We start from the raw sequence: 18,138 nt of genomic DNA on the forward strand, positions 1-18,138 counted from the left end.
ATTAACAACCTGTTGATGCGTCATTGATTTAATCCTGGAGTGAATAAGAGTTGTCTGTCTTTAAACGAAGGTTCAGGTACAGTCATTGTGGCTTTTAGCGAAAAGTTATCAGCTCCTTTAGAACGAACCCACAACTGGTAGTCACCTTCAGCAATAATATCACTGTCGGATAGTGTTTGTTCTGTGGAGTATGGCACTGCAAATTCAAAATTACCCTGCCCATCGGCTGTCGCTGTCCGATTGAACATAAATTGTCGACCTGTGGTTTTACTACGAAGGGAAAGCCTCGCCTGAATCTGATCCCCGGGGCCAGCCTGACCTTTAATAATTGTGCCCTTAACAATTTCGAATATTTTAATGGTTGAATGTATTTGACCATTATAAAGATAACCGTTACCCGTATCGACAACATTCACCTTAGTCCATTGTTGATAACGTTGAAGCTCTTCAGGCGTACCTATCGGAAATGTTTTAGGAACGAATGTGTAACTAACCTCATCTCCAGTACCGAAAAGTTGCAAAAAACCGGCACTATAAGTTTGCTCTGAACTCTCATAAACCATTCGATAATGGCTCAGCTCGCTGCCATCATTTGCATACAAGCGGGCGATCATGGAATTTTTATGGGTGTTATCCAGGGTAATATAAGGAACTTGCTTACCATTGACATTGATCTCCCCGTGCCTGACTGCCTCAATCGGTTTATCGGTAAACTTCGACTTCGCATGAATAAGTGGACCATAGGTATCCTTGTCTACAATCACATAACGAATGGCACGCTCATTGGTAAATCGCTCTGACAGCACTTCCAAAGATTCTTGCTCGCTTTGGGCCAGCAACCACCGGGGGATATACTTGGATGGGAGACCACTCCAAACCGGAATGCGATTGCCGTGTGATGCCACTAAATTACCATAATCCCATGCGACCATAACGCCATAATCTTGCAAATCCCTGTCCTCAAAATGCTCTGAGCCAGTAACATTTTTTAACGGCGTTCTGGCAGGTTGTGGAGTATTTTGTTTGAGCCATGCCAAAGAACTGTACCAGTCGTTGGAATAGATGGTCATCGCATTCAACTTTGACTGCTCAACCCAAGGCAACGAAACAATGTTTAAAGGGTAAATGGGTAAAACCAACATCCCAATACCAAGGGTGTACCCCCCCATTCTGGAAATAGTATTGTTAAAAATGTAAAAAGGTAATATTCGTGGAATCAATATTAATCTTAGCGAATAAACCACAAGCGCTGCATTGACAGCAACGAATGCTGGCACGAGATAGTCAAAATCACCGGAACTCCACCATATTACAAGCCAAAGTCCTCCCAACACTAAAGGCACAAGCGCAGCTACTGAGGTTTGACGCTGTTTAACCAACATCGGAATTAATAAAAATGCCGAAATAGCCAGTACTCCAACAACACCAAACTGTGTTAAGAACGTAGTGAGCGACACCGCTTTTTCTTCGTGTATTAGGTTTACCGACGGACTAAATACCAAATTAGACAAAAACCTCCCCAGCTCCGTAAAGTAAGCCAAAGACGCCGCACCAATAAACGCAAACACCGAGATGCAAATAGAAACAACTTTCGCCACCAAGTCATTTGTCAGAGTTTGAAAAATTCGCATGTAAGCGCAGGCACCGACTATCAATACCGATGCCCCAATAATTAACAGCGTTTCACGCTTAGTCAGGAAAACCGCCAACAATAAGACAATACCGTAACGAGCACTCGCTCTTGTCACTGCTGTAATATCACCCCGAGTAATCACGGTAAAGTTCCAGCAAACTAACAGTGTTACCATCACAATAAAAAAGGGTAAAGCAGCCCCCTGCCATGTGTGAAATAACAAAATTAAGGGGAGCGAGGCGATTATTGCCTTTTTCCACAGCACTCGCGCTGATTGTTCATTGACTTTATTCAACAAACACACAAGGCCCAACGCAATGGCCAATGATAAGCAATATTCCGCTGCGTGATGATCCACAAATCCAAGTACAGAGCGATCAAGAGATTTTCCGGGATAAAGAAAAAATAACAGTGCAGCCAAAAGTGCAATGCGAGTATTAGCGAGTTGCCTAACAAGTAAAAATATCAATAAACAGGCGAGCACCGATAAAATCGGTGTAAACCAGCTTGCCACGAGCGCGATGTCGTTCAACGACGCGCCCTTCCCAAAAATCAACAGAGCGGCAGTAGAGATTGTTAAACCTAATAAGCCTGTGGCCTCATTTGGACGGGCTTCCGGGTAGCTTGCACCTACGTCTAATCGCTGAATCTCGGGATAACTTTCCAAAGTGTACTTTGCATGGCGAAGGTGAAACAACGAATCCACACCAAGCAATTTTATCTGGCTCACATCGGAAAAAATATAATCATACGCAGGCCAGATACGAGTGCCAAAAACAGCAAAAAGAAGAAACAATAGAGCCATAAAGCTCATTAATTTTGTTACTTTTTTGTTCCGAAAGTGCACTAATTCGTTCATAGCGATGAGAAACCCAGACAGTTTATTTTTACTATTAAAATGCGTTTTCCTTGGTTAACAAGGAAGTAACCGTGCGAAAGGTGAAAGATATCTAATGTTACTCGAGCAGGGTACCGGGACTATTTTAGTCAAGATATCAGGTTTCAATTGACACCATCAAGAGCCAACCAGGAAAAAGTATCGATGCACTTTATCAACAGCACAAAAACAAATTTCAACAGAGTCTAAGTTAAAACTTTTTGCAAAAACGAAATTCCTTACTCCCATGTATATACCCAAGGTGTCTATCCTTAACAATCGCAGCATTCTCAGTCGTTCGAGCTGAGAGTTCACATATCAATGTAGCAGCTGAACAATAGACATACCTTGTTATTAATAGTAGAGTTCAAACATTAAACTCTTTGAAATATATAAAAAAATGCTGCCCCTCACACGACGACGGTTTTTATTAGGGTGTGTATCATTGCTGGGATTGAGTGCCTACGGGCGGACGTTGCAGGCAAAAGAACATAATAACGAACTCATTGTCATCAATAACTGTTTTCTCCGCCCTGAAGATTTAAAGAGCCCTTGCAGTAACAGATAGAACTGCCATAAAAAATCCGAGCTAGTAGTTTACTCAAAATCAAACACACCCTATCTGGTCTAACAACACATCAATGGTGATACATGATAATCGACGCCATGAAAGAAAATTTGGTTCCGTCAATACGTAAACATTACGATGTTTGCATTTGTGGAACCGGGCCTGCGGGATTGACCTTAGCCATTTCACTGGCAGATCAGGGCTACAAGGTTGCGCTCATTGAGGCCGGAGGAGTTGCCGCGAGCGAATCGAGACAAGATCTATATGAAGGTCAAATTCATAAGCTGCATTATCCCTTATCCACTTCCCGACTTCGCTATCTGGGCGGCACGTCGAACCATTGGGGAGGCGAAACCAGGCCATTAGATGCACGAGATTTTGAACCTTTATCTTATCACCCACTGAATGAATGGCCTATCAGCAAATCTGATCTCGACAAATATGCAGCGCAGACTGCAAAAATCTTAGATCTTGCAGCGCCAGTATCCCAACAGGATATGTTTTACGGCAAAACCACTAATTTTGAACTCATAAAACCGGGTTTTCGTCAAAGCCCTCCAACAAGATTTGGCACTAAGTACTATGATAGAGTGCGCAACGATTCAAATATCGATCTTTATTTAAATCTAAACCTTGTAGATATCCACTTAAAGGCTGCACTGGATTCCGTAGATTCTTTTATTACCAGAACATACAAAAACAACACCGAGCACCAAATCAGAGCAAATAATTTTGCAGTGTGTTGTGGTGCCCTCGAAAATGCCAGAGTTTTGCTACTTTCTGACAAGCAACTCAAGCATGGAGTAGGGAATCAAAACGATCAAGTAGGCCGATATTTTAGTGAACATATCGCAGTACCAGTCGGGCAGGCAGTATTAAGAGAAAACCCACAGAAAGAGCTTTTTTACCTGGTAAATGATGATTTTATGTTTTCTCAACAATGTCTTAGCTTTCTAATAAGTATTGTGCCCCAAAGACTATTCCAAGACACATCGTTTTTAGAAAAGGTGTGGGGTTTGTTAGCAGGAAACTTCTCAGATGAAGGCAAGTCAATTGTTAATGTAGTTCTGCAACAATCCTGCGACAAAAATAATCGGGTAACCCTATCCGAGAAAAAAGATAGCCTTGGATTAAGACAAATTGCATTGCACTGGCAAGAATCTGAATTAGATAGACATTCTTTACGTGTCGCGGCCATTGAATTTGCCACCGCTCTGGCAACCTACGATGTTGGGCGAATGCAGGTTTTTGACCACATAATGGATAGCAACATGCCCAGACCCATTGACTACATTACTGGCATGAGTCATCCAATGAGTACGACGAGAATGAGCGACTCTCCTGCAACAGGTGTGGTAGACAAGAATTGTAAAGTATTCGGTTTAGACAACCTGTTTTTAGGTGGGAGCAGCGTGTTTTCAAGTGCAGGGGTTTCAAATCCGACTTATACTATTGTGCAACTCGCATTAAGGCTCAGCGATCATCTTCACCAAAGGATAAGAACCACTGCCTGATTAACCCATAATTCTCACAAGTAACGGTCAAATTCCAAGCTTACATGAAAACCTGTATTGTCTACCTCGCTCAAAACACACCAAAAGATCCTCAATATGGCCGCGATTCGCGAGCCATGTTAGAGAAAAGCCTCGACCTGTTATATAAAAATTATAATGACACATTTCGAGAAGATATTTTAATTTTTCACGAGGGCGATTTTGACTCAAAAAGCCAGGAAGCAGTCAAAAAAGGACGACAAGAAATTCAATTTCAAGAGATTCAATTTGAGCTCCCTTCCTTCCTGAATCCATCGGAAATTCCAGAAAAGTGGGGTGGTACATATGGGTTCGGTCACCGACATATGGCTCGATTTTTCTATTATAGTATTTTTCATATCCTCGCTGAGCTGGGTTATGACTGGTTTATGCGCTTGGATGACGATTCATTTATCCACTCCAGAATTGACTATAATTTGTTCGAATTTATGGCTGCCAATGAATATGATTACGGCTACAGAGCAATACTCAAAGAACCGTTGCGTCCAACTTACGGCTTCTCGGAAATGGTACTGGCCTATATAAAAGCAGAGCGCATCAAGCCCGTGTCGTTTTTTGAGCAGTTTGATAAATCAATAGTGGTAAACAACGAGCATTTCTCGTTCAAAGGGCGTGTTAAAAAACTATTCACAAATAGCATCGACAGGCTGTCAGAAAAACTAAATCACGATCTAAATAATTGGCCAGCCGCTTCTGAATGGAACAGGCAAACGTATTACAACAACTTCCTAATCACGCGTATTGGATTCTGGCTACAACCTGAAGTGCAGTCCTTTTTGGGTTACTTTGACAGAGTGGGCGGAACCTATAAATATCGATGGACTGATCATATAGTGCAAACTGCTGCCATACAGATTTTTATGGATGAAAGTAGAATCCACCATTTCAAAGACTTTACTTACGAACATGCCACGATTAAAAAAGGCAAACTAGAGTGGGGAGGAATATTTCCCGGATCAAATGATACTGACTGCGAAGCTGTAAAATCCTTCAAAAAAAAATACGGAAAACTCATTGCCAGCGAGTAACATGCAGCATAACGAAGATATAGAAAAAGCAGGCTCCAAGGCGCTTACTTATTTGATACGAGAATAATGTAAACAAAAATAAGAACCTGATAAACACACACGAACAGCAACAATCTTGGGCTTTAATTTAATGAAACGCTTTTTTGTCATAGTTGAGAGAGACGCGGGGTTATTCTCACTAATTCAGCAAGTCATAGCCAACATTCCAAGGGCACTAAATGCTCGAAAAATCCCAGTGGTATATTTTGCAAAGCATTGTTGTTATTGGGTTCCTGAAGGGTATTACGGCAAAAATAATGTTTGGGAGTACTATTTCGAACCTTTAGTTGCCAGGTGGGACACCGATACTCTTCCAAAGGAGGTTAGAGAATTCGCCTGTGAATTCCCTACAAGGCCAGATTCAATTGGGATAAGCTATAGGTCAGATTTTTACCTGAGTAGCAATTTCGGCGACCACTCTGAATTGAGGAACGACTGCTTGCAAATCCCCTTTGAATGGCGTGATCCAGACCAATGGCTAAGGCACACTTGTGCACGACTAATACAAGAATTTATTCGTCCAAGAAAAGTTTTATTGGAACGCGTTTCCGATTTCGCTGAGCACCATTTTGAAAATAAGAAGATTATCGGGTTACATATCAGAGGAACAGATGCTATTTCATGTGCTGAACCTCGATTGTTCCGCAAGAATTCGCTAGTTATTGAACGTTATTTACAGCAAATTGCAATCGAAAAGCAAAAAAGTCCTGATGCAAAAGTCTTCGTAGCTACAGACTCCAAACACAGCCTCGATGCAATTAAAGCAGAATACGGCGATGATGTGTTATGTTATTCCAAAATAATGCATAACGATGGACCTGCTGCGGGGAAAGGCCCCACTGGTGCGCTAATGCCGTCCTACGTAGCGAACAGCGCTAGTAACGCAGTTGAAAACGGTGCGGAGGCCGTCGTGGACTATTTATTGTTAAGGCGCTGTGATGTCCTGATACACAACGGAGCTAGTTTGGCTCGCACTGTACTACTCAGTGAGCCTGATATGCCTCATATCAATACTCATCGCCCAAATTGGAAATCGCGTTTGAGCAATATGTCTGTGACTCCCCGAGTATTGATAAGGGCAATGCAAAAACTACAGGAACGGCTAACACGTCGGCGGAAAATACGTTTTCAAAAATGGCAAGCCTTTTTAAAAGAAAGTTAGTATTCACTCGCTTAATCAAACTAAATAGAGATCCCGCATAATATGAATCCCACATTCGTCTACCTGGCACAAAATACTCAAAAAGACCCTCAATGGGGCAGAGACTCTCGTAGTATGTTGGAAATCAGCCTGGACAAACTGTACGAAAACTATAATCAAAAATTTCGGCAATCCATTATTATTTTTCACGAGGGTGATTTTAGTCATCAGGACCAGGTGGACATCGCCAAGGGACGACCTGAGATTTCGTTCCAGGAAATTGAATTCAAGATCCCCGAATTTCTGGATAAGTCAAAAGTGCCTGATGTCTGGGTTTCATCAGCAGGCAAAGCCTATGGTGAGTGGGGGCTGGGCCATCGCCACATGTGTCGCTTCTATACACTACAGGTTTTCGATATATTAAGCTCACAAGGCTACGACTGGGTATGCCGATTTGACGATGATTCCATTCTGCATTCACCCATAGATTATGATCTATTCGCTTATATGGAAGAAAATGAACTTGAATACGGTTATCGCGTTGACTCGCAAGAACCTCATAGATTAACCGAAGGATTTAGTGGGGCGCTACACTCATACATCAACGAATTTAATATAACACCAACATTTTTCTCGGATCATGTCTGGCCACCCAGTATAAAATATGGCCTTCTCAATCGCTTTTATCAGCTGCTGTCCTACCGTTGGCCACTATTGAAGAATAACCTGCGCAAGGCGGGGAAATATGACAACTGGGGTTATTTCAACAATTTTTTCATTTCTAAAATTTCATTTTGGAAAAGTGAGCAAGTCCAGCATTTCTTGCATCACTTCGATCAAATGGGTGCCAATCATATCTATCGCTGGAACGATCTGATACTGCAATCCACTGCGGTGCAAATATTCATGGATAAACAGAAAGTACACAAATTTGAAGACTGGACATACGAGCACGCTACGATTCTCAAAGGTAAATTAAAATATGGCGGTATATGGCGTGGTAATATGGATGAGAAAGCGACTTCCGTTAAAGCATTTGAACAGCGTTATGGCAAGGCGGTTTTTGACATTGATAAAACTTACTGAAACCGCAGCACCGATTTTTGCTCGCTCTGTAGAAAGCTATCCCAGTCAATATCATTGAAAAACATAACACAAGCATTTCTGGTATTTACAGTGTTAGTTGGAACTTACTCGTGCAAACTTAGTAGTTAAAAATAATCCCATTTACCATTACCACAAAGTTCAACAAATACATAAATAGAATTATTACAGTTAAGCCTAAATCCAATATTGATAAATAAGCTAACAAATAAGTGAATCAATAGCAGTCAGTTCAATTTAATAATATTCAGCCAGAGCAAGCATCGGTGTGACTGAGGAATATGGTTCAAATTAATAGCGTTATATAAATCTAGTTTGATGAAGAACCAAAGACGTAGTGAGCAATGGATTGTCTAATTTTTTTCGTGATGCAATAAAAATTGCTCTCTGTAATTCGTGCTGATGTTTCTCAGGATTCTCCCAATCGACCGGAAATTCCTCATGGTAAGGTTGAGTTTTAGGAACGTAGACGTATTCAAAAAGATCTCGAAGTTCATTGTAAAGCCATGTCCTCGTAGGTCGACAACCTATTCCAGAATAGGCTTCAGTGGGATCGTGTTGAGGTTCTTTGGTGAGTTGAATAATTTCCGCTTCACCGAATGAAACGCACGTTTCCAAGAATAAGATTTCTTTGGTTTGTTGGCTGAGAAAAGACAAGGCTTGTTTTGGGTTTTTTAAGTGGTAAAGGAGACCATAACAATGGACGACGTCAAAAGGAAAACCTTCAACACTCGACGGAGATTCCATATCGAGAAACAAAACTTTGTGTTGGGGATAACGACTTTTTAAGAAGCTGAGTGTTTTTGCCCTCACTTCAGTAATAGTCACATCACACCCTCTGTCGATATAATAATGGGAGTGGTCCCCTACTCCAGCTCCCACTTCCAACACAGTTTTACCAGCGACCGAGATTCTTAAACTTGCTAAGTGTTCCAACCTACGTGAGTTGTGCCTCAAATAGCGGGTTGTGTGGAAACTGTGTATCGGATTGGCGGCGAAAGATATTTCTAGCCCCAGCTTTCTGAAAATATTCTTGGCTATTCTATTAACTCGAGTTAGCACAAAAAAACCTTTTTATCTCAGCGCCTCAAGTTAGAGAGCATATTTTACATGAATGATATATTCAATCAGAATTCTTGAGTTATATCAAAACCTTTATCTATCATCACCTCTTTGAAAAGCGGCTTATGAAACCCGTAACTGTTAAATTGACCTATATATTTACAACTATCACGCTTTCAAAGTTTCTACTTAACTTCTTTAATCGAGTCCCCATTGCGCCTTTTGCAACTCAGCGGGGTACGTCAAGTCAATCACTGGGATATCCGGATTAAATAATACCGCCACTTCCCCAACATTAGATTGGCATTTCACAAGGAAGTTACATTTGGACAACAACAAGCAATCAACCAAAACTTCTACTCCTGAACGATAGCCTTTACCGGAGCGTTTAAAAACGCCTTGCTCATCGTTTGAACGATAAGCGGAGGTGCAGAGTACTCGCTCACCATATCGCTCTTTAAACTCGTCAACGAAATGAGCTTGATCGGTGGCAACAAATATCAAACTATCTGGATATTCTGCCAGGTAGCGGTCTACCACAGGAAAATACTCCGAAGGTTGATTGATCACGAGAAAAAATGGGTCTGTATCATGAAATGTGCCGTCGTGCTTCACCAGTTTTTCCGTTCCCCGAAGGTGCACTCCTATGACCCTTTTCCCCTTCATGTGGCTAGAGTAAAAATGTTCCATTTCATCCAATATTTCAGGCCTGATTCTGACGTACTTTGCAGTTAACTCAGCACCCATGCGGCGTTGACGCTGCCACCAAAGCTGAGTTCTTTCATTAAATTCGGTTGGTATGTCATCACCTTCACCTAAATATAAGTTTTTCTGAAGTTCCGGATCTAAAAAGGTAACGCTCTTCGGGTCATTCTTATGTAACTCTTTTAACTCTGTGCTACTTCGGCCTGCAATAGGCTCAAAATAGTTCTCCCAGAAGTTGATATTTTTTTCCGTATCGAAATAGTAATTGTGGCGATAGTCTACGTTGATGATCGGAATCAACCCATGACATTCAGCAAATCTTAGTTGTTGTAAAACCATCACATAAATAGCAAAAAAAGCAGATCCTGGATGGCAATCAAAGCGAATCTCAAGATAATTTTGATGCTTATTGGTAGCTGAAAAGAAATCAGAGCCTATTCTTGAAGCGGCGTGTTTTGCTCGTTCTTTTATTTGAGTCCACGGAATTTCTTCGTTGCTTTTTTTTAAAAAATAGTAATCTTTCAATAAAGGAAGCCAGCGTCTGAGAGAGTGCTTTGAGAAGCGCCCTTGTTCTATATAGCGAGATAGTTTTTTGTTCATAATTTAAAGCAGGACATCTTTGTTACGAAGGCTGGATGGCAGATCTACGAATTAGAGAGATGAGGTGATTTAACTTTATATCCACCAGCAAAAAAACATGTAATCGAATATCGCCACTTTATTCGAAACGACTACATCATACAACTCCGGGCACAATACCTTGTATGTGCGCATGAATAACACCTTGCTTTTCTTTCGTTAATTAGAATAATGCCTCCCCGGAATGCATTTAACTTTTTGTTAAGACTTGGCACCACAACATCAATGTAAAGAATCAAAAAATGAATATTGGGATTATTGGACTCGGAAAACTCGGATTGCCCTTAGCAATTGCTATTGAGAGCAAAGGACACATTGTACGAGGCTATGACTCAGATCCAAATAAAATGAATGTAAGGCCTCGGAAAACAATTGAACGCGGTTTGGATAGCAAGTTAGATCTCAATGAAGATCTTAGTCAATCGCAGATCGAGTTTGTCCAACTAGATGATTTAGTTGAAAAGTCAGAGATCATTTTTGTAGCGGTGCAGACGCCTCACGAATCTATGTTTGAGGGGATTACACCGATTAAGGAAAGCCCTAGAGATTTTTCTTATGAATATCTAACCGAGGCTATGTCTCAAGTTTCAGCATCTATCAGAACACAAAAACTGATCGTTATCGTTTCAACAGTACTGCCCGGAACTGTAGCCAGAATCATTGCTCAGATAGAAAATCCTTTAATGCAGATTTGCTATAATCCTTCGTTTATCGCTATGGGCACTACCATTCGAGATTTCCTGTTTCCTGAATTTGTTTTGATTGGTGGAGACGATGAGGTTGCGAACAATAAGCTAATGCATTTTTATCAAACTATTACTGATTCACCTATTCGCAGCGTGACGATTGAAAGTGCCGAATTGACCAAGGTCGCCTACAACACGTTTATCGGCATGAAACTGGCGTTTAGCAACACCTTAATGGAAATTTGCCATAAAATCCCTAATGCTGATGTTGATGAGGTAACTGACACACTTAAGATGGCTAATAAACGATTGATTAGCCCTGCTTATATGACTGCCGGTATGGGTGATGGTGGAGGCTGTCATCCACGAGATAATATTGCTTTGTCTTGGTTATCGGGCGAGTTAGAACTCAGTTACGATCTTTTCAGTAGCATGACGCAAGCGCGAGAGAAACAAACGGCTTGGCTAGCTGATTTAATGTGTTCACATGATTTACCCAAAGCCATTTTAGGTTATGCCTACAAACCCCAAACCAACATAACTACGGGTAGCGCTGCCATATTGCTGAGATCGATTCTAGAACTCAGAGGTCACAAGGTACAACTCTATGATCACTATGTTGAAGAGCAACAAATAGACTTAACGAAATTAGAACCTCATGTTTTTCTTATTGGCTGCCGACACCCAGTATACGCGACGATAGGATTCCCAAAAGGTTCCATTGTTATTGATCCATGGCGGATTGTTGATAAAAACGCTTCAGGTATAAATGTGGTGACTTTAGGCAGTAAACAATAGAGCCTGTTTATCTTTAAACAAACTCGATAATCGACAAATCTAAATCTGTTTTACAAGAGACGTCTGTGCACATGAGGCAGCCATAGGGCTGACATATAAGTAGTATTAAACTATGGACTAGCCCAGTTAAGCTGATATCTTCTACGCCATTTGGTTGATTATATAGGCCTTTAGTGTTATTCGCATAAAACAATAGTAGAATTATAGCCGTGAAGTATCCTCCTCAAATTGATAAAAAGGCCGCCTTGTTTGCAGCTTTAGCTGAAAAGTACAAGGGCATTTACGATATTCAAATGAATCTGCAAGGAGCCGGTTTTGGGGCAATGCTACTGCAAACCCTAAATCAAATTCGCTACTGCGAACGCCATCAGCTATTGCCCGTAGTAAATTACACGGCGCGCTGTAAAAGCCATTATTACGACAAGCGTTATGGCGCTAACATGTGGCATCAATTTTTTGAGCCTATCATTCCTCCTTTTGACTCCGATTTTATTACCGAGGTATGTAACGACCCCAATATCTCGTTTTCTTCTGAAGATTTACACAATCTCAAAGACGAAGAAATGCTGCATATCTGCGAACATCATCCTGAAAGCATATACAGTTATACTTTTGCCGACTGGCGGGACAACCCGCCCGATGATATTACAGAATGGTATCAACAACAGCGGAAAAAAGGACATGATACCTATTATAGATACATTAAAGTAAAAGCTGATATTGTTAGCAAAGTCGAACAATTCAAACAGCAATACTTTAACGGCCATCAAATCCTTGGCCTTCATATTCGCGGCACGGATTTAATGTACGCGCCACCAGTAGCACCTTATGAGTATTTTGCTCATGTTGATCAGTGGTTAGGGCAACAAACAAACCCCAAAATATTTATCGCCACCGATCAGGCGCAATTTTTAAGTGTTTTTGAAAAACGCTATGGAGAGCTGATCGTTTCACACGATAGTGCCCGTTCTACCAATGACGTAGTACCGTTTAATCTGACGGATATATCACCCCATAAAAAGGGGGAAGACGTTCTGATAGATCTGTTGTTATTATCCAGTAGCCACTTTTTAATTAAGGGCACATCCGCTGTCGGTGAAATAGCCTTATACATCAATGCAGACTTACCCTGTATAGACCTCTCTATCGATAAACGCTTTGCTTTTGGTCAAGACTACGGAAAGGGCTGGAATGGAGGGCTGGTTCACCAAACTAAACCCGCCTGGCAATTACTGCACAACAAAGACCTGCTTGCGCAGCAAAGCCATTCTAACACCCAAACAATATTGCAAAAAGTTCAATATAAACTGCGCCCCTACTACAGTCCCTTGATATTGTTTGTGCAGCGCGCTATCAAGTTTTTAGGCAGAAAACTCACAGCAAAATAACGAATGTCCCTTAATGCAGCGCCGCAGTATGCGGGATTGACGCGATGATCTTTGCTTCCGCTTCGAGTAATTCCTCAAGACGTTGTTGCACTGTAGCCTCTGGGAAATACTCCATTGCCAACTCGACAAATAAATCCTGATGGTCGGCTTCTGATTCAGCAATGGCGTGATAGAAGTTTTTCATAGGACCTTTGGGTAAGGCTTCTGACACCAAGCCAAAGCGCTCGCAGCCTCGGGCTTCGATAATGCCGCCGATGAGCAATCGGTCTAGCATATATTCGTTTGTACCCTTGCGAAAATGTTGACGAAATTGATTCACATACTCGTCTTTGGTGTCAGAACCTGGGGTAAGCCCTCTGTCGTAAAGTATTTTGATCACCTGGCGAAAATGGGTCATTTCCTCAATAGACAGATTTACCATGGCTTTCACCAACTTTTCTTTATCCGGATAATGAGACAGCATGGACATCGCCATGCCTGAAGCCTTTTTTTCGGCCGCGGCGTGATCAATCAGAAAAGTATCAAAGTCCGCCAGAACTGCTTCTGTCCAGTGAAAAGGGGTTTTGTATTTTAATTCAAACATACTTCTGCGCGGATCCAACTACCAAAAAGCGGCAATTATACATAGCGAAAAAGCAAAGCAAAAGTTACATTACTGCCATCTGATAACCCTAAAAAACCAAAGCTCATGTCCAAGACCGAAGAAATCATTGCCAAGTATCAGCTAAGTCCTCATCCGGAGGGTGGCTGGTACAAAGAAACCTACCGCTGTGCCACAGAAGTTAACTCACCGGTAAACGGCGCAACTCGCAACAGTGTGACCCAAATTTATTTTTTGTTAACCGAGGGTGATATCAGCCGCTTTCACAGGGTACTACACGATGAGATCTGGCATTTTTATGAGGGGGCACCACTGCTATTATTGGATCTTCATCAGGATCAGTGCAAAGAGATTTATTTAGGTGCAGATAATGGCCATTATCACCATGTTATCCCTGGCGGCCATTATCAGGCGGCCCAATCTACCGGCAGCTACACCCTGGTTGGTTGCACCGTTGCTCCCGGTTTTGATTTTAAGGATTTTGTATTTCTCAAGGACGAGGCTCAAACCCTTAGTGAATTTGAGTCCCACGCTGGAAACTACCGCAGCTTTATCTAGCGTTAATAATAGCGAAGCTCTGTTACCTTGCCGCGAAATATCCGATAGGAAAAAGCGGTGTAAGCCAAAATACAGGGCATAACAATTATGGCGCCAACCAAGATAAACCGTAGCGATTCCGGCGCACTGGCCGTTGCCTGAATGATCATTTCACCCGGCACCACATAGGGATAGAAGCTGAAGGCCAGGCCCGCAAAACATGACAAAAACAACAGCACCACCAGGGCAAACGGTTGTATGCAAAATTGGTCTTGCAACACCCTGGCATCCCCTAATGCCCGCCAGATTAACAGCATCGAAATAAGTGCAATAGTGGGCACTATTGCCAGTACAAAAACAGACTCAAGGGCAAACCACTTGTTGAATATACTATCGTTAACCAGAGGGTTTACCAGGCACACCGCCAGAATCCCCGCCATACAAAAGTATAGGGACTTACGCGCCCATCCAAGAGAAGCCACTTGCAACTCATCTTCAGTACGCATGATTAACCAGCAGGCACCAATCAGCAAATAAGCAGCTATAACGCCGGTAGCGCTTAACAATGCAAACACATAAGCTGCAATACTCTGTTCAAAACCCATGACATAGAGCCCCAACATAAAGCCTTGGGTGCCCGCTGCCAGAAAAGAACCTATTTTAAAAATCAAATCCCAGCGTTCTTTGCGCCCCTGACGCACCTTCGCTCTGAAGTCAAAGGCCACACCGCGCAATATCAAACCAATTAGCATCACCACTATGGGAAGATACAGTTCGCCTAGGATCAGGCTATGTGCCTGCGGAAAGGCAATTAATAGCAGCCCCACCGCCAGCACTAACCAGGTTTCATTGGCATCCCAGAAAGGGCCAATAGAGGCAATCATAATATCCCGCTGATGCACATTATCTTTGGGTAACAACATACCAACGCCAAGGTCGTAGCCATCCAGAATGGCGTACATAAAGATGGCTAACGCCATTAACGCGGCAAAAATATCAGGTAACAGGCTATCGGGGATCATAAGTTGACTCCTTGAGCAACGCGCAGTGATTTCTGTGTAACTCGCTCCTCAGGCTGGATCTCTTCTATCTCCACTGAGCGACGAGCCATCAGAAACAGGGTTTTTATATAAGCGATGAGCAAAAACAGATAAACAGTCGCATACAGGGTCAGCGACAAGGCCACATTCCCCGCCGGAATTTGCGTAGCAGCGTCAGCCGTTGATAGCACGCCAGTCACCAGCCAGGGTTGACGGCCAATCTCTGTCACATACCAACCTGCTAATGTGGCTATCCAGCCAGAGAAGGTCATGGCTACCGCCAGCACCAGAAACTGTTTTGGCACGGTTTTTCGGACATACAGTAACCAACTGCCAATGATCGCAGTCAATAACATCAACATCCCCATGCCCACCATAACTCTAAAGCCAAAGAACACGGGCTTTACGGGTGGGTGCGCCCCCTTAAATTCGTTAAGCCCCTTTACTTCACCATCGGGATCATGAGTCAGGATCAGGCTGGCCAGCTTGGGAATGGCAATTTCAAAATGATTGATTCGCTGCGCTTCATCAGGAATGGCAAACAACAACATGTCTGCGCCTTTTTCGGTTTCCCATATGCCTTCCATCGCCGCCACTTTTTGCGGTTGATGCTTAAAAGTGTTCAGACCGTGTAAATCGCCCACCAGAATTTGCGTAGGGGTCAGTATCAGAGCGGCGATGACTGCCGTCCTCAAGGCGATTTTAGGAGCCAGCTTAGCGTCACCGCGATAAATGCGATAAGCAGAAATCCCCATGATAAAGAAGCTGGCGGTCAGGCCTGAAGCCAATAAAGTATGGAAAAACCGGTAAGGAAATGACGGATTAAAGATCACCGCCCACCAATCAGTGGCATGCGCCACGCCATCCTGCATGACAAAGCCATCCGGGGTTTGCATCCAGCTGTTTAAGGCCAAAATCCAGAAAGCGGAAAGCGTTGTACCCACAGCCACCATTAACGTAGACAAGGTGTGCAACCACTGGGGAACACGGTGCATACCAAACAGCATGATGCCCAGAAATGTCGCTTCCAGGAAAAAGGCAGTCATAACTTCATAGCCGAGCAAAGGCCCAGCGATATTGCCGACGGTTTCCATATAACCGGGCCAGTTAGTGCCAAACTGAAATGACATCGTTATGCCACTGACCACGCCAAGGGCAAAGGTCAACGCAAAGACTTTTACCCAGAATCGATAGATTCGCATCCAAACCGGGTGTCCTGACAAATCAAAGCGCACTTTGAAGTACAATAAAAACCAGCAAAGTGCGATGGTAATGGTAGGAAACAGAATGTGAAAACTGATATTCAGCGCAAACTGAATACGTGACAACAGAACGACATCCAACATGGTCAGCTCCTTAATAGCCTTAAATTTTGTCGGGTTCTAACTGGATTTTTTAAGTACCTTTTCTTTGAAGTCCAATACTTTTCCAACGCCGGAACCCAGTTTCATTAGCGTATTCAGCTTGTCCGGGTTCATGCTTTGCAGTTCGTGGGACCAGGTAGTTACAGTTTCCAGTAGATCGTGAATTTCGTGTAGTTTCTCCTGAGCATAGGCGTCGGTTTCATTTCCAGGTTTTTGCAGCAATGCGCCACGCAACATAGACAATGTAGGGTCCACTTCCCGTTTGCGGCGCTCTTCGAACACCTTCATGGCCATATCCCATATACTGCCCAACGCCTGATAATATTCTTTGCGATCACCAGGTATGTGTTTGGTACAAATCAGCTGCCAGGATTGCAGCTCTTTAATGCCCATAGAAACATTGCCACGAGAAATGTTCAGTTCTTCGGCCAACTGATTTGCCGTCAGAGGGTCTTTACTCACGACTAACAAGGCGTACATTTGCCCTACGGTGCGATTAAAGCCCCAACGGCTCCCCATTTCGCCAAAATGTAATACAAAGGATTCTACGATCGGTGTCATGTTCACAACTTTCTAAAGTTTCAATATTTTCTGAAAGTTTAAAATATAATTGATTTAAATCAAGCTTTATTCGTGAAAAACATGCGAAAGAATGGCAAAGATTACAGTTTTAAATCTTCAATCAGTTGATTCAGCTCTGTCACCTGTTGTTGGGTAAAGCGTTTGTGGCTGAGCATAAAGTGAATGGGGTTTTGATAAACAATGTGTTCTGTGGCTTTTATATTGAGTAACTGGTTTTCTTCAGCAATGTTTAAACCAGCATGGTGATCCTCCACCACGAAATCAATTCTGCCAGAATTCAACATCAACAATCGTTGTGCTGTGGAGGACAAATACACAATTTGTTGCGCATATTGTGCCTGTAATAAACCAAAGGCATCCCCGGCGAAACTGCCAGTATTTACCGCAAACGTGGCGCCGTTTTCAAACAGCGCAGTAATGTCAGGCCCGGAGATTTGACTCTTGGTATGGCTAAACAATCGCACTGTTTCCTGACGATAAGGGGCGCTAAACCATGCTTTTTCAGCACGCACATTATTGTAACTAGCAGCCATGAGCACATCTACATCACCCTCCTGTAGCTCTTCAATCCCCCTATCTACCGAGGGCATATCGACGAAAGTGACGCAATACCCGGATTTTTCAAATACTGCCCTTGCCGACTGCACATCGATACCTCGTACCTCCATTTGTTGTAGATAGGAATAAGGAGGCCATTCGAGATCACCTCCTACCTTTAACAACAGGTCACAGGCGAACAGACCGGGCACAAAAAAATAAACAAGCAACCAGAGTTTCATAGCACACCATTGAG

At 42.7% G+C, this 18,138-nt stretch carries 15 protein-coding genes; 7 read left to right on the top strand and 8 right to left on the bottom strand.

The window, feature by feature from the left end; genetic code table 11:
- Nucleotides 1-20 precede the first annotated feature (20 nt).
- Entirely contained in the window at nucleotides 21-2,492 is a 2,472-nt protein-coding gene (locus tag ACXAD8_RS11280) for an STT3 domain-containing protein (RefSeq protein WP_475228495.1), read from the bottom strand.
- 669 nt (nucleotides 2,493-3,161) lie between these two features.
- On the opposite strand from ACXAD8_RS11280, the gene ACXAD8_RS11285 reads away from it, so the two are divergent.
- The 4 genes from ACXAD8_RS11285 to ACXAD8_RS11300 all read left to right on the top strand — a co-directional run bounded on the left by ACXAD8_RS11285 (nucleotide 3,162) and on the right by ACXAD8_RS11300 (nucleotide 7,925).
- The gene (locus tag ACXAD8_RS11285; RefSeq protein WP_475228497.1) at nucleotides 3,162-4,592 is read left to right on the top strand and encodes a GMC oxidoreductase; all 1,431 of its coding nucleotides are present in this window, start codon (nucleotides 3,162-3,164) and stop codon (nucleotides 4,590-4,592) included.
- Between the two features lie 44 nt (nucleotides 4,593-4,636).
- Nucleotides 4,637-5,659 (top strand): glycosyltransferase family 15 protein, encoded by a 1,023-nt coding sequence (locus ACXAD8_RS11290; RefSeq protein WP_475228499.1) that lies wholly within the window; start codon nucleotides 4,637-4,639, stop codon nucleotides 5,657-5,659.
- A gap of 115 nt (nucleotides 5,660-5,774) precedes the next feature.
- Entirely contained in the window at nucleotides 5,775-6,860 is a 1,086-nt protein-coding gene (locus ACXAD8_RS11295) for an O-fucosyltransferase family protein (protein ID WP_475228501.1), read from the top strand.
- A 42-nt stretch (nucleotides 6,861-6,902) separates the two neighbouring features.
- Complete coding sequence (locus tag ACXAD8_RS11300) at nucleotides 6,903-7,925, top strand: glycosyltransferase family 15 protein (protein WP_475228503.1); 1,023 nt, start codon at nucleotides 6,903-6,905, stop codon at nucleotides 7,923-7,925.
- 318 nt (nucleotides 7,926-8,243) lie between these two features.
- Here ACXAD8_RS11300 and ACXAD8_RS11305 read toward each other — a convergent pair whose 3' ends face one another.
- Nucleotides 8,244-9,005: a class I SAM-dependent methyltransferase gene (locus tag ACXAD8_RS11305; RefSeq protein WP_475228506.1), complete on the bottom strand. Its 762-nt coding sequence runs from the start codon at nucleotides 9,003-9,005 to the stop codon at nucleotides 8,244-8,246.
- A gap of 198 nt (nucleotides 9,006-9,203) precedes the next feature.
- On the bottom strand, nucleotides 9,204-10,310 hold the full coding sequence (locus tag ACXAD8_RS11310) for a nodulation protein NodZ (RefSeq protein WP_475228508.1): 1,107 nt from the start codon (nucleotides 10,308-10,310) through the stop codon (nucleotides 9,204-9,206).
- A 281-nt stretch (nucleotides 10,311-10,591) separates the two neighbouring features.
- On the opposite strand from ACXAD8_RS11310, the gene ACXAD8_RS11315 reads away from it, so the two are divergent.
- Both ACXAD8_RS11315 and ACXAD8_RS11320 read left to right on the top strand, forming a co-directional pair.
- Nucleotides 10,592-11,833 (top strand): nucleotide sugar dehydrogenase, encoded by a 1,242-nt coding sequence (locus tag ACXAD8_RS11315; protein WP_475228511.1) that lies wholly within the window; start codon nucleotides 10,592-10,594, stop codon nucleotides 11,831-11,833.
- Between the two features lie 209 nt (nucleotides 11,834-12,042).
- Nucleotides 12,043-13,221 carry an O-fucosyltransferase family protein gene (locus ACXAD8_RS11320; protein WP_475228513.1) on the top strand — a complete coding sequence of 393 codons (1,179 nt, stop codon included), beginning with the start codon at nucleotides 12,043-12,045 and terminating at the stop codon, nucleotides 13,219-13,221.
- A 10-nt stretch (nucleotides 13,222-13,231) separates the two neighbouring features.
- Here the strand turns inward: ACXAD8_RS11320 and ACXAD8_RS11325 are convergent, their stop codons facing one another.
- A complete protein-coding gene (locus tag ACXAD8_RS11325; RefSeq protein ID WP_475228516.1) occupies nucleotides 13,232-13,804 on the bottom strand; it encodes a MiaE family protein in 573 nt (190 codons plus the stop codon).
- Nucleotides 13,805-13,909: 105 nt separating this feature from the next.
- Here ACXAD8_RS11325 and ACXAD8_RS11330 point away from each other — a divergent pair, with 105 nt between their 5' ends.
- Entirely contained in the window at nucleotides 13,910-14,380 is a 471-nt protein-coding gene (locus tag ACXAD8_RS11330) for a cupin domain-containing protein (RefSeq protein ID WP_475228518.1), read from the top strand.
- A gap of 2 nt (nucleotides 14,381-14,382) precedes the next feature.
- Here the strand turns inward: ACXAD8_RS11330 and ACXAD8_RS11335 are convergent, their stop codons facing one another.
- The 4 genes from ACXAD8_RS11335 to ACXAD8_RS11350 all read right to left on the bottom strand — a co-directional run bounded on the left by ACXAD8_RS11335 (nucleotide 14,383) and on the right by ACXAD8_RS11350 (nucleotide 18,124).
- Nucleotides 14,383-15,381: a cytochrome d ubiquinol oxidase subunit II gene (locus ACXAD8_RS11335; protein WP_475228521.1), complete on the bottom strand. Its 999-nt coding sequence runs from the start codon at nucleotides 15,379-15,381 to the stop codon at nucleotides 14,383-14,385.
- A complete protein-coding gene (locus ACXAD8_RS11340) occupies nucleotides 15,378-16,745 on the bottom strand; it encodes a cytochrome ubiquinol oxidase subunit I (protein WP_475228523.1) in 1,368 nt (455 codons plus the stop codon). The genes ACXAD8_RS11335 and ACXAD8_RS11340 overlap by 4 nt, the downstream gene beginning before the upstream one ends.
- 36 nt (nucleotides 16,746-16,781) lie before the next feature.
- Complete coding sequence (locus ACXAD8_RS11345; protein WP_475228526.1) at nucleotides 16,782-17,330, bottom strand: GbsR/MarR family transcriptional regulator; 549 nt, start codon at nucleotides 17,328-17,330, stop codon at nucleotides 16,782-16,784.
- Between the two features lie 95 nt (nucleotides 17,331-17,425).
- Complete coding sequence (locus ACXAD8_RS11350; protein WP_475228528.1) at nucleotides 17,426-18,124, bottom strand: substrate-binding periplasmic protein; 699 nt, start codon at nucleotides 18,122-18,124, stop codon at nucleotides 17,426-17,428.
- Nucleotides 18,125-18,138: the final 14 nt, after the last annotated feature.

This window comes from Planctobacterium sp. AWH2_060 (assembly GCF_056158425.1).